The sequence below is a fragment of the Phytopseudomonas flavescens genome (assembly GCF_900100535.1).
GTDB classification, from domain to species: Bacteria; Pseudomonadota; Gammaproteobacteria; order Pseudomonadales; family Pseudomonadaceae; genus Aquipseudomonas; species Aquipseudomonas flavescens.
In genome coordinates, this window is record NZ_FNDG01000006.1 from 198,180 (window position 1) to 220,044 (window position 21,865).

Annotated in this window: 17 protein-coding genes; 8 read left to right on the plus strand and 9 right to left on the minus strand. The window is 66.6% G+C overall.

What is annotated here, in order from left to right:
- From ubiH to BLR94_RS10245, 8 genes are all read left to right on the plus strand, one after another.
- Window positions 1–1,191 carry a 2-octaprenyl-6-methoxyphenyl hydroxylase gene (ubiH, locus tag BLR94_RS10210; RefSeq protein ID WP_084304557.1) on the plus strand — a complete coding sequence of 397 codons (1,191 nt, stop codon included), beginning with the start codon at window positions 1–3 and terminating at the stop codon, window positions 1,189–1,191.
- Window positions 1,188–1,670 carry a DUF4442 domain-containing protein gene (locus BLR94_RS10215; RefSeq protein ID WP_084304556.1) on the plus strand — a complete coding sequence of 161 codons (483 nt, stop codon included), beginning with the start codon at window positions 1,188–1,190 and terminating at the stop codon, window positions 1,668–1,670. Before ubiH ends, BLR94_RS10215 begins: the two co-directional genes overlap by 4 nt.
- Before the next feature lie 12 nt (window positions 1,671–1,682).
- Window positions 1,683–2,900 carry a 2-octaprenyl-3-methyl-6-methoxy-1,4-benzoquinol hydroxylase gene (locus BLR94_RS10220; RefSeq protein WP_084304555.1) on the plus strand — a complete coding sequence of 406 codons (1,218 nt, stop codon included), beginning with the start codon at window positions 1,683–1,685 and terminating at the stop codon, window positions 2,898–2,900.
- A 326-nt stretch (window positions 2,901–3,226) separates the two neighbouring features.
- Window positions 3,227–3,727, plus strand: a complete 501-nt coding sequence (locus BLR94_RS10225) for a sigma-70 family RNA polymerase sigma factor (protein WP_084304554.1) — start codon at window positions 3,227–3,229, stop codon at window positions 3,725–3,727.
- Between the two features lie 3 nt (window positions 3,728–3,730).
- Window positions 3,731–4,666 (plus strand): FecR domain-containing protein, encoded by a 936-nt coding sequence (locus BLR94_RS10230; RefSeq protein ID WP_084304553.1) that lies wholly within the window; start codon window positions 3,731–3,733, stop codon window positions 4,664–4,666.
- A gap of 117 nt (window positions 4,667–4,783) precedes the next feature.
- Entirely contained in the window at window positions 4,784–7,219 is a 2,436-nt protein-coding gene (locus BLR94_RS10235; RefSeq protein ID WP_084304552.1) for a TonB-dependent siderophore receptor, read from the plus strand.
- A 139-nt stretch (window positions 7,220–7,358) separates the two neighbouring features.
- On the plus strand, window positions 7,359–8,360 hold the full coding sequence (locus tag BLR94_RS10240) for an extracellular solute-binding protein (RefSeq protein ID WP_084304551.1): 1,002 nt from the start codon (window positions 7,359–7,361) through the stop codon (window positions 8,358–8,360).
- Window positions 8,361–8,468: 108 nt separating this feature from the next.
- A complete protein-coding gene (locus BLR94_RS10245; RefSeq protein WP_084304550.1) occupies window positions 8,469–10,085 on the plus strand; it encodes an ABC transporter permease in 1,617 nt (538 codons plus the stop codon).
- A 51-nt stretch (window positions 10,086–10,136) separates the two neighbouring features.
- Here BLR94_RS10245 and BLR94_RS10250 read toward each other — a convergent pair whose 3' ends face one another.
- From BLR94_RS10250 to pigE, 9 genes are all read right to left on the minus strand, one after another.
- Window positions 10,137–11,219 (minus strand): glucuronyl hydrolase, encoded by a 1,083-nt coding sequence (locus tag BLR94_RS10250; RefSeq protein ID WP_084304549.1) that lies wholly within the window; start codon window positions 11,217–11,219, stop codon window positions 10,137–10,139.
- A complete protein-coding gene (locus BLR94_RS10255) occupies window positions 11,219–12,430 on the minus strand; it encodes an MFS transporter (RefSeq protein WP_084304548.1) in 1,212 nt (403 codons plus the stop codon). The genes BLR94_RS10250 and BLR94_RS10255 overlap by 1 nt, the downstream gene beginning before the upstream one ends.
- Window positions 12,427–13,647, minus strand: coding sequence for an acyl-CoA dehydrogenase family protein (locus BLR94_RS10260; RefSeq protein WP_084304547.1), 1,221 nt, complete (start codon window positions 13,645–13,647; stop codon window positions 12,427–12,429). Before BLR94_RS10260 ends, BLR94_RS10255 begins: the two co-directional genes overlap by 4 nt.
- The gene (locus BLR94_RS10265; protein ID WP_084304546.1) at window positions 13,641–15,290 is read right to left on the minus strand and encodes an AMP-binding protein; all 1,650 of its coding nucleotides are present in this window, start codon (window positions 15,288–15,290) and stop codon (window positions 13,641–13,643) included. The genes BLR94_RS10260 and BLR94_RS10265 overlap by 7 nt, the downstream gene beginning before the upstream one ends.
- Window positions 15,287–17,134, minus strand: coding sequence for a CoA transferase (locus BLR94_RS10270; protein ID WP_084304545.1), 1,848 nt, complete (start codon window positions 17,132–17,134; stop codon window positions 15,287–15,289). Before BLR94_RS10270 ends, BLR94_RS10265 begins: the two co-directional genes overlap by 4 nt.
- Before the next feature lie 85 nt (window positions 17,135–17,219).
- Complete coding sequence (locus BLR94_RS10275) at window positions 17,220–17,492, minus strand: MoaD family protein (protein WP_084304544.1); 273 nt, start codon at window positions 17,490–17,492, stop codon at window positions 17,220–17,222.
- 72 nt (window positions 17,493–17,564) lie between these two features.
- Entirely contained in the window at window positions 17,565–17,972 is a 408-nt protein-coding gene (locus tag BLR94_RS10280) for a M67 family metallopeptidase (RefSeq protein WP_084304543.1), read from the minus strand.
- 20 nt (window positions 17,973–17,992) lie between these two features.
- Entirely contained in the window at window positions 17,993–19,165 is a 1,173-nt protein-coding gene (gene moeB, locus BLR94_RS10285; protein ID WP_084304542.1) for a molybdopterin-synthase adenylyltransferase MoeB, read from the minus strand.
- Window positions 19,166–19,345: 180 nt separating this feature from the next.
- A complete protein-coding gene (pigE, locus tag BLR94_RS10290; RefSeq protein ID WP_084304541.1) occupies window positions 19,346–21,856 on the minus strand; it encodes a prodigiosin MAP biosynthesis aminotransferase PigE in 2,511 nt (836 codons plus the stop codon).
- Window positions 21,857–21,865 lie beyond the last annotated feature (9 nt).

Genomic DNA, 21,865 nt, shown 5'->3' on the forward strand with positions numbered 1-21,865 from the left:
ATGCTGCGGGTCGATCTGGCGATCATCGGCGGTGGTCTGGTCGGTGCCAGCTTGGCGCTGGCGTTGCAGGGCGAGGCGCGCAAGCGCGGCTGGCGAATCGCTTTGATCGAGCCATTCGCTCCTGGCGAAGGCTACCAGCCGAGCTACGATGCCCGCTCCACGGCGCTGTCATACGGCTCGCGGCTGATCTACCAAGGTCTTGGCCTGTGGGCGGCGATCGCCCAGCACGCCACGCCCATCGAGCAGATACAGGTATCGGATCGCGGGCGCTTCGCCGCTGCGCGGCTGAGTGCCGAGGAGGAAGGCGTTCCTGCCCTGGGCTATGTGGTGGAAAACGCCTGGCTCGGCCACTGCCTGTGGCAGGCGCTGGACGCCGAAGTGATCCAGTGGCGCTGCCCGGCCCAGGTCGAGCGGATGGACGCGCTGCCGGACGGCTATCGCCTGACCCTCGATGATGAAAGTGTGATCGACTGCTCCCTGGCGGTGCTCGCCGATGGCGGACGCTCTTCGCTGCGTGAGCAGTTGGGCATCACGGTGAACCAACGGCCTTATGACCAGACCGCGCTGATTGCCAATATCACGCCTTCCCGCCCGCACGCTGGCGAAGCCTTCGAACGCTTTACCGAGTCCGGGCCACTGGCGCTGCTGCCGCTTTCCGACAATCGTTGTGCACTGGTGTGGACGCATCCGAGCCGGAATGTCGAGCGGCTGCTCGAACTGGACGAACGAGCCTTCCTCGCCGAGCTGCAGGAAGCCTTCGGTTACCGCCTCGGTGCCTTGCGTCAGGTCGGCGCGAGGGTGCCTTATCCGCTGGTGCTGGTCGAGGCGGCCGAGCAGGTACGCGCCAATCTGGTGGTGCTGGGCAATGCCGCGCACAGCCTGCATCCGATTGCCGGGCAGGGCTTCAACCTGTCGCTGCGCGATGTCCGTGCCCTGGCCGATGTCGTGCTGGCGAGTTCCGCGCCGCTTGGCGACCTGGCCACTCTGCAGCGCTATGCCAGTCACCAGGCTGGCGACCAAGCCTTCACCGTGGGCTTTTCGGATCAGGTCACCCGGCTGTTCAGCACCGACCAGCCGCTGCTCGCCGCGGGCCGTAACCTCGGCCTGCTGGGGTTGGAATTGTTGCCGCCGGCCAAGCGCTGGTTCGCCCGCCAGGCCATGGGCATGGGTACGCGCGGTACCCTGCAATGAGTGCCCGGCGGCTGGCGCGCAAGGCTCGCCTGCTGCGCTGGGTGATGAATTGCTACCCGCCCTACCTGGGGGCTGGTGTATGGATTCGGCGCATCGCAGCGGATTTTCGTCAGGTCGACGTGAAGATGCGTCTGGGTTGGTACAACCGCAACTATGTGGGTACCCAATTCGGCGGCAGCCTGTATTCGATGACCGATCCTTTCTACATGTTGATGCTGATGGAGAACCTGGGGCGCGATTACGTGGTCTGGGACAAGGCCGCCAGCATTGACTTCATCGCGCCGGGCAGAGGCCCGGTATTCGCCTCGTTCGCCATCGATCAGGCATTCGTCGACGAGGTGCGCCAGCGTACCGCTGCGGGTGAAAAGTACCTGCCCGAGTTGCAGGTGGAAGTCCGCGATGGCGACGGCACCCTGGTCGCGCGGGTACACAAGACGCTTTACGTGCGGCTCAAGCCGCGCCAGCGGCAGGCCGCCTGAGGAATGGACGACATGCGTGCAGATATGATCATCGTCGGTGCCGGAATGGTCGGCAGCGCCCTGGCGCTGGCCCTGCGCGAGCAGGGACTGGATTGCCTGGTACTGGATGGCGGGCCCCTGCAGGTCGAGCCGTTCGACGCTAACACGGCCTACGAGCCACGGGTCAGCGCGCTGTCGATGGCCAGCCAGCGCATCCTCGAGCGCCTCGGTGCCTGGCCCGGCGTGCTGGCGCGGCGCAGTTGCCCGTACCGCGAAATGCGCGTGTGGGATGGCAGCGGCACCGGCAGCATCCATTTCAGTGCGGCCAGCGTGCATGCCAATAGGCTCGGCCATATCGTCGAGAATCGCGTGGTGCAGGACGCTCTGGTCGAGCGCCTGCACGCCAGCGATGTCTGTCTGCTCGCCGACGCGCGGCTGGAGCGCCTGCGCCACTCCGGTGATGACTGGCTGCTGACCCTGGCCGACGGCCGCGAATTGCGCACCCCGCTGGTGGTCGCGGCGGATGGCGCCAACTCGGCGGTACGTCGTCTGGCGGGTTGTGAAACCCGCGAGTGGGATTACCTGCACCACGCCATCGTCACCAGCGTGCGTTGTGCCGATGCGCATCAGGCCACCGCCTGGCAGCGCTTCACCGACGACGGCCCGCTGGCCTTCCTGCCGCTGGGCGAGCGTGACGGTGGGCACTGGTGTTCGATCGTCTGGTCGACCACGCCGGAGCAGGCGACCCACTTGATGGCGCTGGCTGACGATGAGTTTTCCACGGCCCTGGGGCAGGCGTTCGAATATCGCCTGGGCCAGGTACTGCAGGTGGATCGACGCCTGTGCATTCCGCTGCGCCAGCGCCACGCCAAGCGCTATGTCGAACCCGGCCTGGCGCTGATCGGCGATGCCGCCCACACCATCCATCCGCTGGCCGGCCAGGGCGTCAACCTCGGCTTTCTCGACGCCGCGGTGCTCGCCGAGGTACTGGCGCAGGCAGCCGGGCGTGGTGAGCGGCTTGCCGAGGTGCGCGTGCTGAGTCGCTACGAGCGCCGGCGCATGCCGCACAACCTGGCGATGATGGCGGCAATGGAAGGCTTCCAGCGCCTGTTCCAGAGCGACGCCCTGGCTCTGCGCTGGCTGCGAAATACCGGCCTCGGGCTGGTCGATGGCCTGGACGAGGCCAAGGCGCTGTTCGTGCGCCAGGCACTGGGTCTGAGCGGCGATCTGCCGGACCTCGCCAGGGCCTGAATGGCACCACGGTGCGTAGGGTGGACAACGCTCTTTTTGCCCACTCTTGCAATTCTGGAGCGGTCGGCGGATCGGGCCGCTTAGGCGAAGCGTCGGCTACGCGCCCCGGTCCACCCTACGAATGATCGCTTCGCCTGGGCATCGCCGTCGTCCCGCCGTCGCTTCAACAGAAAAATCGATCATGGGATTGCTTGTACCGCCGCAGAGCTGCCGTTGTTCGGGCGGTTACGCCGATTACTTGCGGCTGATCGGCATGCCCGGCTTGCATCCGGCGGAAGGCTTGCAAGACAATGCGATGCATTATCATCTCTAGCCCTGGTGCTGCCATGTCCGGCCCGGATCATTCCGCGTTGCATCTTCTCTACCGCGAACACAACGGCTGGCTCAAGGGCTGGCTGCGGGCACGCCTGGGCAATACCAGCGATGCGGCCGACCTGGCTCAGGACACCTTTGTGCGGGTGCTCAGCGCCCGCGACGTGCAGGCCATCCGCGAGCCGCGTACCTACCTGAGCGCCATCGCCCGCGCGCTGATGATCGACAAGTTTCGCCGCCAGGCCGTCGAGCAGGCCTATCTCGATGTACTGGCGCTGCGTCCCGAGCCCGTGGACATCTCGCCGGAGACCCGTCTGCTGATCCTCGAAACCCTCACTGCGGTCGATGCGATGCTCGACGGTCTTGGTGAGCGCACGCGGCGCGTTTTCCTGGCGGTGCAGCTGGAAGGGCTCAGCTATGTGGCTACCGGCGAGCGTCTCGGCGTGTCGGTGACCACGGTGAAGAAGCACATGATCCGCGCCATGACCCACTGTCTGTTGCTGATGGAAGACTGAGCCATGGATCGCCAGACCCTGGAAGCGGCCGCCACCTGGTACGTGCAGCTCAACGCCACGCCGCCGAGCGAGGCCGAGCGTCTGGCGCATCGCGAGTGGCTGGCGCAGCACCCCGGGCACCGCCAGGCCTGGGCACGGGTAGAGCGCTTGCAGCATCAGCTCGGCGGCCTGCCTGCGGATGTCGCGCTGCCCGCCCTGGACGGTGTGCGGGCGCGGCGCCGGGCGGTGCTGAAGACCCTGGGGCTGCTGCTCGCCTCCGGGGCGGCAGGCTGGGCGTCCTCCGACCTGGCGCCGACTCAGGACTGGCTTGCCGATCAGCGCACGGCCACCGGTGAGCGTCGTCACCTGCAACTGAGCGATGGCAGCGTGCTGGATCTGAATACCGCGACGGCGGTGGATATCCGTTTCGACGCCAGCCTGCGACAACTGCAGTTGCATCGCGGCGAGATACTCGTGCGTACCGCTACCGATCCGGCCGGACGGCCTTTCGTGGTGCATACCGCGCAGGGCAGTGTACGGGCGTTGGGTACCTGTTTCAGCGTGCGCTGCGAGGGCGACAGCACTCAGGTTGCGGTGCTGGAAGATGAGGTCGAAGTGCGTGCGGCCCGGCAACCTGGTCGGGCAGTGCATATCGGCGCCAATCAGCGAGTCGATGTGGAGGCCGCTGCGGTCGGCGCGCCCAGCGCATTGCCGCCGGGAGCAGGTGCCTGGGCACAGGGCATGCTGACGGTGATCGACTGGCGCCTGGACGCCTTCGTCGCCGAACTTGGGCGCTACCGTCCCGGCTATCTCAACTGTGCCGACGCGGTGGCAGACCTGCGCCTGTCTGGCGCCTTCCGGATCGACGACACGGACATCATTCTAGAAAACCTGGGCGCCTCGCTGCCGATTCGAGTGCGTTACCTGACTCGTTACTGGGCGCGAATCGAGCCTGCCTGATCGGGCCTGCAAAAAAACAGCCATCCGGGGTTGCCGATTTTCATTCTCATTCGGCCAAGCACATGAAGCGGTTTTGCATCGCCGCGGATCTGCCCAGCCCATGACAAGGAAATGACCATGCCCCGCTTTCTCTCGCCAGCCAAACCGATGGCCCGTGCCGTTCACCTGGCCCTGTTCGGTCTGGCCGGTGCGCCGATACCCCTGCTCTGCGCCTTGCCGGGCCAAGCCCTGGCGCAGGAGGCGGCGGTTCAGAGCTACCGTATCGCCCCTGGCTCTCTGGGTACCGCGTTGAGCCAGTTCGCGACCGTAGCCGGGGTGACGCTTTCATTCGCTGCCGTGCAGACCGAAGGGCTGGACTCGCCGGGCCTGCAGGGCGACTACGGTGTCGACGAAGGACTCGCGCGTCTGTTGCAGGGCAGCGGTTTGCAGGCTCAGCGCCAGGGCAACGGCAGTTATGTGCTGGTACCTGCCAGTCGGGGCCAAGGACTTGAGCTCTCTGCGTTGAGCATTTCCGGCAAGGCGCCGGGCTCGACCACCGAGGGCACGGGCTCCTACACCACGGAATCGTCCAGCAGCTCGACGCGCCTGAACCTGTCACTCAAGGAGACGCCGCAATCGGTCACCGTGCTGACCCGCCAGCGTATGGATGACCAGAACCTCGACAGCCTGACCGATGCCCTGGATGCCACTGCCGGCATCACCGTGATTCGCGAAAGCCTGGGGGCCGACAGCACCACCTATCTGTCGCGCGGTTTCGCCATTCGCAACTTCGCCATCGACGGCGTACCGACCTCGGCAGGCATGGACAACTACACCCAGAACACCGCCATGTACGACCGCGTGGAGGTGGTGCGTGGTGCCACGGGCCTGGTCAGCGGCCTGGGCAATCCTTCCGCGACCATCAACCTGATCCGCAAGCGCCCGGGCATCGAACCTCAGGTGCAGCTGTCGGCCGAAGCCGGTAGCTGGGACCGTTACGGCCTGGGGGTGGATGTCGGCGGTGCGTTGACCGAGAGCGGCAACGTGCGCGGGCGCTTCGTCGTCGATCACAAGGATCAGCACGCCTGGATTGATCGCTTCAGCCAGGAGGTGAGCACCGTCTACGGTATCACCGAGCTGGATCTGAGCGAATCCACCCTGCTGACCCTGGGTTTCAGCCATCAGGCGACCAACAGCAACGCGCCGATGCGCACCGGCTTTCCATTGTTCACGACCGACGGCGGAAGAACCGACATCAAGCGCTCGTTCAACAGCTCGCCTGACTGGACGTACTACGATCGCCAGCAGAGCACACTGTTCACCTCCGTCGAGCAGCAGTTCGCCAATGGCTGGAGCGGCAAGCTGGAGTACAGCCACGCGCGCAACGATTACGACACCGTGGTCAGCTACATGGATGGCCTGATCGATCCGGCTACTGGCTCGGGTGCCTACATCATGCCGACCCGCTGGCAGGCGACGCCCGAGCAGGACAATCTCGACGCCTATCTGACCGGCTTCTTCCCGTTGCTGGGGCGCGAGCACGAGCTTATCGGCGGGGTGACCCTGTCGCGTCTCGAGGAGCGGGGAACCTCCAATTACGGGGGCTGGCAGCGCCCGGGCTCCAGTTATGCCGGCAGCATCGACAACATCTACGGCTGGAACGGCCAGGCGCCGAAACCGGTGTTCAACAAGATCGGCGAGAGCGATCTGACCGAAACCCAGTATGCCGCCTACCTGACGTCGCGCTGGCACCTGACCGATGCAGCCAGCCTGATCCTCGGCGCGCGTGTGGTGGACTGGAATCGCGAGAGCAAAAGCCGCTTGTATGGTGGCGCCACCAGCAAGACGGAGCGTACCGAAACCGGCATCGTCATTCCCTACGCGGGCTTCGTCTACGACCTCGATGACACCTGGACGGCCTACGCCAGCTACACGCAGATCTTCAACCCGCAGAACGCCAACATCCGCGACGTCAACGGCACGCCTCTGGATCCTCAGGAAGGCACCGGCTACGAGCTCGGGCTGAAGGCCGACTTCTACGACGGCCGCCTCAACGGCAGCCTGGCGGTGTTCCGCGTCGAGCAGGACAACCTCGCGGTGGCCAACGGCAGCCTGCTGCAGCCCAGTGGATTCCAGGCCTACAAGGCGGAAAACGGTACGACCAGCGAGGGTGTGGAACTGGAGGTCAATGGTGAGCTCGCCGACGGTTGGCAGCTCACGGGGGGCTACTCCTACAGCGTCAGTTTCAATGACGACGACAAGCGGATCGTCACCGAGATCCCGCGCAACAGCGTCAAGCTGTTCACCAGTTATCGGCTGCCGGGCGCCCTGGACAAGCTCACCGTCGGTGGGGGCGTGAACTGGCAGAGCGAGAGTGGTTATGACCTCAGCTATGCGACCACGCAGAGCAGCTACGCGCTGGTCAACCTCATGGCGAAGTACCAGCTCACGCCGGCGCTGTCGGCATCGGTGAACCTCAACAACCTGTTCGACAAGGAGTACCTCACCACCACGGCAGCAGGCTTGTATGGCGCACCGCGCAATGTCATGACCAGCCTGCAATACAACTACTGATGCGGTATCGGGTGCTCACGGTGACGTGGGCACTCAGCGTTCGGCGATGGCGGTAATATCCGGCAATGACCTGGCAGTGTGCGGTGTAGATGAGAGTCACTATCATCACCGCTCTTTCAGCTCCCATAAGGTCGTCGCCATGTCGCTACGTCGTGCGCTTCTCGCTGTTTTCACCCTCAGTACGCTTGCCAGCGCTGTGCAGGCGGCCGATGAAGTGGTCGTCTACTCCTCGCGTATCGATGAGCTGATCAAGCCGGTGTTCGATGCCTACACCGCCAAGACCGGGGTCGCGGTGAAGTTCATCACCGACAAGGAAGCGCCGCTGATGGCGCGCATCAAGGCCGAAGGCGAGAACACGCCGGCGGATCTGCTGCTCACCGTGGATGCCGGCAACCTCTGGCAGGCCGAACAGATGGGCATTCTGCAGCCCATGAAATCCAGCGTCGTCGACGCCAACATTCCCGCTCAGTATCGTGCCGCCAGTGGCGCGTGGACTGGCCTGTCGTTGCGCGCACGGACCATCGTGTTCTCGCCCGAACGCGTCAAGGACGGCGAGTTGACCACCTACGAAGCGCTGGCCGACAAGAACTGGGAAGGCCGCCTGTGCCTGCGCACCAGCAAGAAGGTCTACAACCAGTCGCTCACCGCCACGCTGATCGAGACCCACGGCGAGGCCAAGACCGAAGAGATCGTCAAGGGTTGGATCAACAACCTGGCCACCGACGTGTTTCCCGATGACAACTCGGTGATCAATGCCGTCGCCGCTGGCCAGTGCGATGTTGGCATCGTCAATACCTACTACTTCGGTCGCCTGCACGAGCAGAAGCCTGATCTCAAGGCCAAGCTGTTCTGGCCGAATCAGCAGGACCGCGGTGTGCACGTCAACCTGTCCGGTGTCGGCCTGACCCAGAATGCGCCGAACCCTGAGGCCGCTCAAAAGCTGGTCGAGTGGATGACCAGTGCCGAGGCGCAGAACATCTTCGCCGACGCCAACAAGGAGTTTCCGGCCAATCCAGCGGTCAAGCCATCCGCGGAAGTCGCCTCCTGGGGCGAGTTCAAGGCCGACAGCATTGCCGTGGAAGTGGCAGGCAAGCGCCAGGCCGAAGCCATCCGCCTGATGGACCGCGCTGGCTGGAACTGATCACTGACCGCTGTGCCTGAGCGAGCCGTCGACCCGCTCCTCAGGCATCCGTAATTCGACGCCCCGGCCTGTACGGGGCGTCTTGCTTTGCGTTTTCCAGGAGTTTGCGTGGCTCATCCTGCCCAGCGTCGCTGGTACCCCATCGCCTTTGCCGTGGCCCTGTTGGTGCTCCTGCCCCTGCTGGTTCTACTGGTCAGCTGGCACGAGGTGGATCGGCAGATCTGGTCGCACCTGTGGCAGACGCAACTGCCACGGCTGATCGGCAACACCCTGATCCTGGTGCTTGGCGTAGGCGTTGGCGTGACCCTGCTGGGCGTGAGCCTGGCCTGGCTGACCAGTCTGTGCGAGTTTCCCGGGCGGCGCTGGCTCGATTGGGCGCTGATGCTGCCATTCGCCATCCCCGCTTACGTGCTGGCCTTCGTGTTCGTCGGTCTGCTGGATTTCTCCGGCCCGGTACAGACCTTGCTGCGCGAGTGGTTCGGCACGGGCATACGGTTTCCGCGGGTGCGTTCCACTGGCGGGGTGATCATCGTTCTGGTGCTGGTGTTCTACCCCTACGTCTACTTGCTTGCTCGCAACGCGTTCCTGGCCCAGGGCAGGGGGCTGATGGAAGCCGCCCGTACCCTCGGTCATTCGCCCTGGCAGGCCTTCTGGCGGGTCGCCCTGCCGATGGCGCGGCCCGCCATCGGCGCCGGGCTGGCGCTGGCGCTGATGGAAACCCTGGCCGACTTCGGCGCCGTGTCGGTCTTCAATTTCGATACCTTCACCACGGCCATCTACAAGACCTGGTATGGCTTCTACAGCCTGGGTAGCGCCGCGCAGCTGGCTTGCCTGCTGTTGTTCGCGGTGATGCTGGTGCTCTATGGCGAGCGTCGGGCCCGTGGACCCGTGCGGCCTGCCGTCGAGCGGGCGCGGAGCGGGGCGCTGTACCGCCTCAGCGGGCTACGTGCGTTCGCGGCCAGTGGCTGGTGCCTGCTGGTGTTCGCCTGTGCGTTCGTCATCCCGGTGCTGCAACTGCTGGTGTGGTTCTGGCAGCGCGGGCGCTTCGATCTGGATGAGCGCTACCTGGCGCTGATCCAGCACACCCTGTACCTGGGCGCTGCGGCAGCGTTGATCACCGTGTCCGTGGCGTTGCTGCTGGCGTTTGCCCGGCGTCTGGCCCCCACGCGGCTGATGGGGGCCACCGTCGGTCTGGCCAACCTCGGCTATGCGCTACCCGGTTCGATGCTGGCCGTGGCGATCATGCTGGCCTTCAGCACCCTGGACAACGGGGTGGTCATTCCCCTGTCGGTCTGGCTGGGTGGTGCCGGCAAGGCCCTGCTGCTCGGTAGCCTTGGCGCGCTGCTGCTGGCTTACCTGATCCGCTTTCTGGCAGTGGCCTACGGACCATTGGAAAACAGCCTCGCGCGCATCCGTCCTTCGCTGCCTCAGGCATCGCGCAGCCTGGGGGTCGGCGGTGTGCCGCTGTTCCTGCGGGTCTATCTGCCGTTGCTGATGCCCGGCGTACTGTCCGCCGGGTTGCTGGTGTTCGTCGACGTCCTCAAGGAAATGCCTGCCACGCTGCTGATGCGGCCGTTCGGCTGGGACACCCTGGCGGTGCGCATCTTCGAAATGACCAGTGAAGGGGAGTGGGCTCGGGCTGCATTACCGGCGCTGACCCTGGTGCTGGTGGGGCTGTTGCCGGTGATTCTGCTGGTTCGCCGCTCTGCCCGGCGAATTGGCTAAACGGTCGCCGGGGTAGGGTAGGCCCCCGGGCGTCGTGATGTTTACGCGGTTCTAGAGCCAAGCCGGATCGATCTTCCCGGACCAGGCCAGCAGCGCCGCCAGCAGAAAGAAACTGCCACAGGCTGTTTCGACCTTCTGCTCCACGGTGGCCGCCGTGCGGTAGCAGTGGCCGACAAAGCAACCGTCGTGAAAGTCGCCACCGCGGATGATCGCCGCCAATTGTGCGCCGGCCTGCATGCGTAAGGCACCGCCGTTGGCTGCGGTGACCGACCTGCCGAGCAACGCCAGGCTGGCCATGGCCGCCGCGCAGGGGTCATCCGCTGCGTGGGGTTGGTCGAGTCGATTGAGCGGCCCGGCATGGGCCCGGCTGAGCAGCCAGTAGTCGGCGGCGCGTTCGGCACAGGCGCCGTACGGCTCGCCATACAGTGCCGCGCCCACCTCCAGGCCGAGCATGGCCCAGGCCTGGCCCCGGGACCAGTTGCCGGGCGCATCGCCGGGCTGCCATCGACCCTGGACGAAACGCGCGTGGCTGCTCCAGGCGCCATCCGCTCCGGCGCAGGCGTGCAGCGAGCCCTGCAGTTGCTGACGCCCCAGGTTCAGCAGGTGCGGTTCGGCGTCGAGGGCAAACAAGCGCAGGGTCGCGGCCAGCGGGTCGATACTCAGGCATCGAGCGCCGTGCTCGCCGCCGCCCATGTCGCGCCCGAGGGGGATGGCCCCCAGCAGCGGGTCGAAGGCGAGGGCCAGACGCTGGCGGGCCTGGCGCGCCAGTGCGGCGGACGGCTGGTTGTCCAGCAGGCGCGCGCCGAGCCCGGCGCCGTACCAGAAGATCAGGCTGCGGTGATGGGTGTCGTCGTCGAGCTTGTCGGCCAGGCGCCGCGCAATCCGCTCGGCCTGCTGCTGGTCTTGCCGGTCGCCCTGGCCATAGGCTCGCAACCACCATAGGCCCGCCCAGAAGCCACCGAGCCAGGAGCCCCCGCATGAGGCTTTCCAGGGTTGCCCGACGCCTCGGCAATACAGCGGGAATGCCTCACCGCAGGCCGCCTGGATCAGATCCAGGCGCGCCAGCATCTGGTCGATGGCGCGCTCGGCTTCGAGCGCTTGCAGCGGCGCCTGGGCGTGGCTCGGGGTGGTCATCAACCGCCTCCGGGGTTGGCTTGGCCGCCAAGGACGATGCACCGATGGCGTTGCCGCGCGCGCAGCAACAGCAGGCTCAGCCCGCAGCCGAGCAGCAACACGCCGATCAGCGCCAGCCAGGCCTCGGCGAATCCCCAGGTGCCGCGCAGCAAGTGTCCGAACAACACCGGGCCGAGGGCAAAGCCGGCGAAGAACCCCACCGAAAGCAAGCCCGCCGCCGGAGCCGGGTGACCGAACCCGGGGTCGCGCAGCACCATGCTCATGGCGATGGCATTGGTGGCCACCGCCGTCAGGCCCATGCCCAGCGCCCCCGCCCAGAGGAGCCAGCGGCTGTCCGTGGTGGCCATGGATGTCAGCCACAACGCCAGCCCCGACAGCAGCAACAGCCCCAGCAGCAGCCAGGACTCATCGGCCATGCGTGCTCCCAATGGGGTCAGGCAGATCCGGGCGACGATGCCCATCACGCCGAAGCCGGCGATCAGGCCACCGATCAGCCCCGGGGTCATGCCCTGCCGGGCGGCGAACAGTCCGAGAAAGGTCACGAACGACGACAACACAATACCCACGCACAACTGCACGCCCATCAGCAACGCCAGGCGTCCATTGGGTCGGCTCACGGCCAGGCTCACGGGCTTGACCTGGTGCGTGCGTGGGGCCACGCGCGGCCCCAGCAGGGCCAGCAGCAGCGCCGGTACCAGCAAGGTGGCCAAGGCCCCGCGCCACCCGAGCCCAGAGGCCAGGCCAGGCAGCAGCAAACCGGCGAACAGCGCCGAGACCTGCACCCCGGATTGCTTCAGGCCGACCACCGAGGCCTTGTCTGACGGTGCGACGCGCTCGGCGATCAGCAGGTTGGTCACGGGATTGGCCAGGGCCTGGGCGATGCCGCAGACCGCCAGCGCCAGCACCACCCCGGCGAACCCCGGCAGGCTCGCCAGCAAACCATAGGCCGCGACCGTGGCCCAGAACAGCCAGGCCGTGGCGCGCCGGGTGCCCAACCGGTTGACCAGCGGCCCGGCCCACAGCGACAGCAGCGCGGCCAGACCGAAGGCGCTCATGATCAGCCAGCCCAGCCAATGGGGCGGTACGTCCAGGTCGGCGACCATCAACGGCCCCAGGGTGCCGACGGCGTAGAAGATCAGCATCGGCAAGGCCATCGCCGCCGTCAGCACCAGCCGCAACCACAGGCCCTGCGCCTTGCCGTCCTCGGTCATCGTGACGCCCTCGCGGGCTGCGAAGGCTGGTCGAAGTCCAGCCCGGCATCGCCGCAGTTATCCAGAAGTTGCCGGCCCACGGCGCTGATCAAAGCGTCGTCGGTGCCATCGAGAATGTGGGTGGTGCGTGCGGTACGGTAGATACCCGACAGCGGCGACAGCTCGCTCAGGCCCTCGGCGCCCATGATCTGGATCGCCGAGTCGGCCGCCAGGCTCAAGGCCTGGGATGCGGCGATCTTGGCGATGTTGACCTCGACGCTGTTGGCCATCCCGGCATCGTATTTTTCGGCGGCGTCCTGCAGCAGCGCGCGGGCGCTGGCGATGGCCTGGTAGACCTGGAACACCCGCAGCCGCGCCAGTTGCTTGTCGCCCAGCCGTGCCTGCCGGCCCCGGGGCGAATGGATGCGCGCGCACAGCATGTCGAAGCAGCGCTGGGCCAGCCCCAGCCAATGCACCGAGCGCAGCACCCGGCCCAGGCGCAAACGCTCCTGCATCAGCGCCAGGCCCTGACCCGCCTGCCCCAGCACATGGCTGGGCGGTAGCCTTACCCGGTCGAACACCAGTTCGCCCTGGCCGGAAAACCGCCCAAGGATCGACAGCGACCGCTCGACGCGAAATCCCGGCGCATCGCTGGGCACCAGCAGCATCGACAACGCACCCTCCAGCGGCCCCTCGGCGGTACGGGCGATGACCGTGACCAGCGACGCCCGCGCGGCGCGGCAGATAAACCACTTGCGCCCGGTCAACAGCCAATGACCGTCGACCCACTGCGCCCGGCTGCTCAGGGTCGCCGGGATCGAGCCGATGCTGTCGGGTTCCGACATGCCGTAGCTGGACACCAGAGAACCCGCCGCCAGGGGGGCCAGAAAGCGCCGGCGGATGTCCTCGCTGGCATGCCGGGCGAGCATGTGCAGGTCCAGGGTCGCGTCGTCGCCGAAGATCGCTGGCGCATATTCCGAGCGACCCTCCTGCTCGGCCACCGCCAGGTAGCTGCGCAGGCTGTCGAGCCGGCCCCCCAGGGCCGGCGGGTAGAAACTGCCCCACAGTCCGGCGGCCCGGGCCGCGGCGCTCAACTCGGCCATCCGCCGCTCGGCCTGACGCGGCTCGCCCGCCAGCTCGGCTTCGAACGGCAGGATGCGCTCGTCGACGAAATGGCGAACCTGCCGCGCCCGCTCGGCGGCGTCTCCGGGGGCGACGATCGGCTGTGCGCTCAACATGCGACGCCCGCTCCGCTTTCGAGGAAGGCGACTTCGGCGGCCAGGGATTTCTTGTCGATCTTGCCCGCCGGGGTCAGCGGCAACTGCCGGTAGAAACGCAGGTATTCCGGCAGCTTGTTGACCTCCAGCCCCTGCTCGCGCAGGTAGTCGGTCAATTCGGCGAGGGAGAAGCGCGGCGCGCCGTCGCGCAGGGTCACGCAGATGCACACCCGTTGGCCCAGATCCGCGTCGGGCACCGGGACGCAAGCGACGCTGACCACATCCGGATGGCCGGTGGCCAGGTTCTCGATCTGCACCGGGCTGATATTGGCGCCGCCACGGATGATGATGTCCTTCTTGCGCCCGGCCAGAACCAGGTAGCCATCGGCGTCGATGTAGCCCAGGTCGCCGGTGTTGACCCAGCCCTCTGCGTCGCGGTACCTGGCATCGAGTTCCGGGGCGTTGACGTACTGCATCGGGCTCAGCGGCCCGCGCGCCTTGATTTCGCCGATGCTGCCCTGGGGCAGTTCGCGGCCCTGTTCGTCGAAGATCTTGATCGCGCAGACCGCCGGGTTCGGTCGGCCGACGCTGTAGAACACCACGTCCAGGGCATCGTCCAGGGTGTTGTGGCAATTCACCCCGTCCGCCGAGCCGTAGAGGCTGATGAAGCCGCAGCCGAAGGCCTCGACGCAGCGGCGCACGGTTACCTCGTCGATCAGCGCCCCGCCGCAGATCAGCCCCTGCAGGCTGGATTTGTCGACCTCGGCCAGGCGCGCGTCGGCGGCGATGCGCTGGAGCATGGTCGGCACCCCGAGCACATGGGTGGGCCGCAACCGCTCGATGGCCTCGATGGCCGCGCCGACATCGAACTGGGCCAGCAGCACGATCGAGCCGCCCAGCCAGGACAGACTGCCAAAGGTCGCGGTGGAGCCGAACGAGGAACCCAGCGGCACCAGGTACAGACCACGGAAGGTCGCGCCTTCGGGGTGGATGCGCTGCAGGAAGCGTCCACGCCCACCGACCAGTGCATTGTGAGAATAGGCCACGAGCTTGGGCTCCGACTCGGTGCCGGAAGACACCAGCAGGCGCACCGGCGAGTTGGCGCACACCTCGGGCAATTGTGCGTCGCTCAGGGGCTCGGCCTGAAGCATCGACTCCAGGCTCAGCCAGCCGTCGCGAACGCTGCCTTCGACGATCAGCACCCGCAGTGACAGCAGGGTCGGGCGCAGGGCCTCGATCACCTGGCACAGGTCGATCCCGGCATACTCGGCCGGGACGATCACCGCCCGCGCATCGCAGCGCCGCACCAGGGCCTGGATATCCAGGCTGCCACGCCCCGGCGGGAACGGCGCAACCACCGCGCCGAGGGCGGCGGCGGCCAGATCGATGGCGCAACTGCGCCAACTGTTGGTCAACTGGTACGCCACCACATCGCCCGCCACGATGCCCACGGCGCGCAGGCTGGCTGCCATGCGCAGCGCGGCGTCGTGCAGTTCGCCATAGCTGAGGGTACCTTCGGCCGAGAGTACCGCCGGCTTGTGCGGCTCGCGCATGGCGTGCTCGCGGAACAGTCGGTACACCGAGCGGTTGGGGTAGGTGCCGTCGCGTTCCCAGACACGACGTACATCGGCGGGAACCAGATCGATAATGCCTGCGTTATTCATCGAAAACTCCAGTGAGCGTTGACCGAGGTATAGGCATTCACGCTTAAACACGTCTTCAATCGCCCGTCTGCAGCCAGATGCGACAGGTCTTGTATGACCACGGAGGTCGGGATGGCGGCATCGCTCAGCACCTGTTGCCAGGTCGCCGCGGATTGGGCCGCCAGGGCCCGGCGCAGTTGCGCGTCCTGGCCGTCGGAACCGGCGCCCAGCTCACAGTCGAGGATGTGCGCCAGGCGCTCGAGCTGATCCGCGGTCTGGCAGTCGATCGCCAGCAGCCCGTCCAGGGTCGGGTACACCCCTTTGAGTCGGCTGCCAGGCGCCGGCTGCTCGTGCAGGCGCGGCTCGCACAGCAGGTTGGCGGCCCCCAGCAGCGAGCTGTCGACCCGCACCGCCTGGCCACTGAGGGCACGCCGCAGCAAGGCTGCCGTGACGCCCTGGGCGGCGACCACGCCCCCCAGCACATCGAGCACGGTGAACAGCGAACCGCCCGGGGTCGCCGACGCCTGGCCGATGCACTGGCCCACCCCCGACCAGGCCTGAACCATGAAATCGGTGCCCGGCAAGGGTTCGCCCGGGCGGTCATGGCCCCAGCCACCGGCATAGGCATACACCAGGCGCGGGTTGACCCGCGCCAGGTCGGCACGGTCCAGGCCCAGCTCGGCCGCCTTGCCCGGCGCCCAGTTGTGCAGGAACACCGCGGCGTCGCGCACCCGCTCGTAGAGTTCTTCGCGTCCGCCGGCCGACTTGATGTCCAGCTCGCGCACCTGCTTGAGGCGATTGAGCGCGTCGAAACGCACCGACACCCCGTCGACGCACGGCGCCATGGCCCGCAGCGGATCGCCACCCGGCAGTTCGATACGCACCACCTCGGCGCCGAGCATGGCCAGCAAGTGGCCGGCCAAGGGCCCCTGGATCCGCCGGCAGGATTCGATCACCGTCAGCCCGCTCAAGGGCAGGGTCCCTCTGCCCAACGCCGGCAACGCCGCGCCATTGCGTTCAGCACTGAAAGCCCATGGGCCCTGGCGGCGCTGCAACGCCAGGTCGTCATCGGCGGCGCGCTGCTCCAGGCTGCGCAAGGGGCACAGCGCCATGCCGCTCAGTTCGCACAGGGCCTGGATGCGCGCCATGGGCAAGCGCGCCAGGGCCTGGCGGAACGCCGCCGGCATTGGCGCGATGGCCTTGGCATAACGCAACAGGAATGCCTTCCAGCCCTGGCCCGCCCGTTCGCCGTCGATGCCCACCGCGGCCCAGAAGCGGCGCCAGGGTTCGGCGTCGAGGGTCTCCAGTTCAAAGCGCACGCCCTCGGCCGAGACGAAAGGCGGACGGTTTTCCGCACAGGTGGCGCCCGGCAGCAGCTGCTCGGCTTCGGCGCCCGCCGTGGCGCCGGCCAGGTATTGGCCGATGCCCAGCACCCCGGCGGCGGCCATCGAGCTTTCGACCTGGCGCCAATCACCCCCGCGCACCTGGCCCAGGGCCGCGGCGAAAGCGCCCTGCAAGGCCAGGCTGGCGCTCAGGGTGGCGATGTAGTCCAGGCCCAGGCCCTGGGCCTTGCCACTGGCCCGGCCGTGCACCGACATCAGGCCGCAGGCGGCCTGCAAGGTGTGTTCGCTGAAGCCTTGGGAGGTGCCATCGGGCCAGGCGTGAACCCATGACTGCACCGGTTGCAGATCGGGGTGGCGCAGGCTGAAGCCCAGCCCCTGCTGCAGCGAATCGGTGCAAGCGATGTGGGGATCCAGGCCCAGCGCCGTCGCTTGGTAGCGCAGTGACGCGGCCAGCGCAGCGAACCCGGTCGCCGATGCGGCAAAGCCGCCGCTGAGGCTACAGCCCTGTAGAAGTGGAGACATAAGACAGACGCCAGAGTGATTGCATGCCACTGCGCGACGGCCTCGGGTGAGGTACGCCACGCAGGCCTTGAGCGTTCGTCGCGCCTCAGCCGCCGGCGACCGCCGGCAGGATGGTGATGGCATCGCCAGGCTTGAGCGCGGTGGCCAGGTTGTCGGCAAAACGGATGTCGTCGTCATTGACATAGATGTTGACGAAACGGTGTACCTGGCCGTCGCCGATCAGACGCGCCTTGATCCCAGGGTAATCCCGTTCCAGGTGTTCGATGACCTCCAGAACCGTATGGCCTTGAACATCGACGCGCTTTTTATCCTGAGTAAACGTGCGCAACAAAGTGGGCACGATGACGGAAATCGACATGCAGAACTCCCCGAGCCTTATCAAGCCCGTTATTAATCGATTGAGGGTTGATCAGGTTCGCCCCCTCCCGGGTCAGCGAACGATGTGAATACTTTCTTCAGTCACTTTGTTATCGATGATTCGGAAACTGCGCACGGGCGACTCGCTGTGCGGCACGGTTGAAACAATCACGTAGTGCACGTTCGGATCGCCGGCATGGCGCACATCGTCGGCACTGGGATAGGCCACGCTGGCGGTGTGCGAGTGGTAGATCACCCGGCATTCCTCGTCACGCTCGTCCAGTTCGCGCCAGACCCGCAATTGCTGCCTGGGGTCGAAGCTGAAGAAGGTCGGCGAGCGCGAGGCGTTGTCCATGGCGATCAGTCGCTCGGCAGTCTTGGCTCCCAACGGCGCGGCGATGATGCCGCAGGTTTCCAGGGGGTGATCCCGCCGCGCCTGCGCCAGCATCGCCTCCAGCAGGCCGGCACGAATACTCAACATCTGCGCGCCTCACTCCCGGCTCAGTAGACCGGCAACGATGGATCGATATCGCGCACCCAGGCCAGCACACCGCCGTCGAGGTTGCGCACGTTGCTGAAACCGCGCCGCTGCAATTCCAGCAGCACGGCCTTGGAGCGCGCGCCGGATTTGCAGTGCAGCACCAGGTTGGCGTGCTTGCCGAAGCGGGTCTCGATCGACTCGGCGAGCGCCGGCCCCTTGGGCAGATGGTGGGCGCCCTGGATACGCACGATGTCCCATTCGGTACGCTCGCGCACATCGATCAGCAACACGTCCTGACCGCCTTCGCGCAGGCGATGCAACTCGCGGGCGTTGATCGAGGGGATGTCCGAAGGCGGCACGCCGACCGCCGCACCCAGGCCGCAGAAGGCCTGGTAGTCGCTCAGGGCCTCGATCGGCCTGCGGTTCGGCAAGCGCCGCAAGGGCATTTGCCGGTAGCTCATCTCCAGGGCGTCGTAGACCACCAGCCGGCCCAGCAGGCTCTCGCCGACGCCGGTGATCAGCTTGATCGCCTCGGTGGCCATGATCGCGCCGATGGAGGCGCAGAGAATCCCCAGCACCCCGCCCTCGGAACACGAGGGCGCCAGTTCCGGTGGCGGCGGCTCGGGGTACAGGTCGCGGTAGTTGAGGCCGACGCCGCCCGGGGCATTTTCCCAGAACACCGAGGCCTGGCCTTCGAAACGGAAGATAGACCCCCACACGTACGGCTTGTTGGCCAGCACGCAGGCATCGTTGACCAGGTAGCGGGTGGCGAAGTTATCGGTGCCGTCGAGGATCAGGTCGTACCGGCTGAACAGCTCGACCGCGCTCTCCGGCTCCAGGCGCTGGTCATGGATCTGAACCTCGACGTGGGGGTTGAGGTCGCGGATCGCCGCCGCCGCGCTGTCGACCTTGGGCTGGCCGACCGTGGCCATCCGGTGGATCACCTGGCGTTGCAGGTTGGAGGCTTCCACCCGGTCGAAATCGATGATGCCCAGGGTGCCGATACCGGCAGCGGCCAGGTACAGCAGCGCCGGCGAACCCAGGCCTCCGGCTCCGATGACCAGCACTTTGCTGCTCTTCAGCCGGCGCTGGCCATCGAGGCCCACATCGGGAATCAATAAGTGTCGGCTGTAACGGGTGATTTCTTCGTTGGTTAAATGCGCGAGGGGCTCTACAAGTGCTGGAAGTTTCATGATTAATACCCGTCCGTGAATGCAATCGATTCTCAACCGGAGAGTGCGATTAAGCAATTCGCCCGGCGCGGTTTTTCATATGCGCAAGGTAGGTTTTTGTATGCATTCGAGAATCGACGGAAACTTTCATCGGTCACTCGGCCGGCCCGCCTCGAAAGGACTGGCCGAGCAGTGAACGGGTCAGGCCAGAAAGGTCGACATGTCCTTGCACACCGCACTGAAGGCTTCGACGAAGTGCCGCGCCTCGTCGTCGTTGAGCACCAGCGGCGGCTGGATGCGCATCACCCGATTGTTGTTGGCGGTGACGAAGGTCAACACCCCGTGCTCGCGGGACAGCTTGCTGACGAAACGCAGGACGAACATCTCCTCGAAGTTCTTCTCGATCTCGCTGATGGCCTCTTCGATGTGCCGCTTGGCCTTGCCCGAGAGCATGCGGTAAGTACCCGCCGCGTTCCCCGGGATGCGGCTGGCGAACTCGCGGACGAAGGCCTCGACACCGCCGTCGAAGCTGTATTCGAACTCGATGGCGATCATCAGCCCGAGGCCACGCACCTCGCGGATGAAGGGGTAGGCGCTGACCGCTTCGCGCAGGGCCTCCCTGAGTCGGCCGCCGACCCGGGCGGCGTTGCCGGCCAGATCCTGCTCGGCGATCACCTCCAGGGTGGCCAGGGCCGAGGCCGAGGCGAAGTTGCCGCCACCGAAGGTCGAGGTGTGCAGGGCGAAGGTGTCGATGCTGCCGTAGGCGCGGTTCCACAACGCGGCGCTGGACAGGGTCGCGCCGATGGGCACGGCGCCGCCGGACAGGGATTTGGACAGCACCATGATGTCCGGCACCACCTGTTCCCACTCGCAGGCGAAGAGCTTGCCGGTACGGCCGAGGCCGGTCTGGATCTCGTCAAGAATCATCAGGCAATCATGGGCATCGCACAGCGCGCGCACCTGCTTCAGGTAACCCGGCGGCGGCAGTATCACCCCGCCCTCGCCCTGGATCGGCTCCAGGATGAAGGCCCCGACATCGCCTTGGCGCAAGGCTGCTTCCAGCGCGTCGAGGTCGCCGAAGGGGATCGAGTCGCAGCGCGACAGCAACGGCTTGAACGGATCGCGGTGCTTGTCGCGGCCAGTGACCGACAGCGCGCCCAGGGTCTTGCCGTGGTAGCCGTTGTCGCAATACAGCACTCGTGGCCGCTGCATCGCGGCCATGGCCAGCTTCAACGCCGCCTCGACCGCTTCGGTGCCGGAGTTGCTGAAGAACACTCGCTCCAGGTTACCCGGCGCCAGGTCGCTCAGGCGCTGCGCCAGGAGACTGGTTTGCAGCGGCACCGACACGTACTGGACGAAGGTCGGGTGCTGTCGCTGCAGGTACTCCTGCAACGCCTGGTTGACCCGGGGATGGTTATGCCCGGTGTTCAGGCAGCCGTAGCCGGCGACGAAATCGAGGTAGCGGGCACCGTCCAGGTCGGTCAGCCAGCAGCCGCTGCCGTGGGTGAACACCCGCTCGATATGGTTGAACTGGTAGAACTCGCGCAGCACCGGGTTGATGTGCTGGCCAAAGCAGCGCAGGGCTTCGGCGCGCAGGGTCGCCGGCGAATCGACAGGCGTGGCGGCCACGCTGCTCCGGTGGAAGCGGCGCAACGCCTGGAAGTCCTCCTCGCGCAGGCGCTCGCCGTAGGAGGCCATGGGCGACGGCGAGAAACCGTGCCGCTCGGCGATCCGGCCGATCTCCAGCACCCGCGCCTCGGGCAACTCGCGGCCGATGGAAAATGCCTCGGCCCGCCCTTCCAGGGCCAGCACCAGGGTTTCCGCCAGGCAGCCGTTGAGGAATTTCTTCGGTGCCAGGCCCAGGGTTTCGGTGCCGAAACGCAGGGCTTCGCTGGCCGACACCAGGCCGCCGTCGATGATCAGGATATCCTGACGATCGTGCTGCAACGGCAGTACGTCGCGGGGCAGCGCGGCATCCACCACCACCGCGCCCGGGGCCAGCCGGTACGGGTCGATGACCCCGCCGCTGGAGGTGGCGGCGACATAGAAGCGCACCTCGTCGTAGCAACTGCCGATGTCCGCGCTCAGGCGCACCTGGCCATGCGTCTCCGGCGGCAGATAGGCCAGGCTCTCGCGGCCCTGCTCGGCGCTGCCGCGGTGCACCAGGCGCAGGCGGCAACCGTCACGGGCCAGGAGCTTGGCGATCACCAGGGCGATAGAGCCCGGGTAGCCGACCACCGCCACCTCGCTGTCGGCCGGTGCCACCTGCAGGCGCGCCATGGCCTCCAGCACGTTCTGGTAGGCGGCATAGGCGGTCAGCGAGTTGCCGGTGGTCACCGCCACGCCGCTGCGCTCCAGGGTCTGCAGGCCGCGATTGCCGACGATCGCGGTGAAGCCGCCCAGGCCCACCAGTTGCGCGCCCTGCTCCTTGAGGCTTTGCACGCCTTCGAGCACGCGCCCGGCGATGCTGCGCGGCTGGCTGAGCATCTGCTCGGCGGTCAGCGGCAGGTAATGCAGGATGCCTTCGCAGGTGGCGCCGGTGGCGCTGACGATACGCCCGAAGTCGGCGAACGGCACCAGGTTGCGCGGTTGCCACAGTTGCGCCTGATAGCCGCGATCCTGTTCGACGAGGGTGCGATCCAGCAGGTCGATGATCTTGACCTGGCGCTGCAGGGCGATGGAGGTTGGGTGGGCGATAAAACCGAATTTCATGGGCAGTGA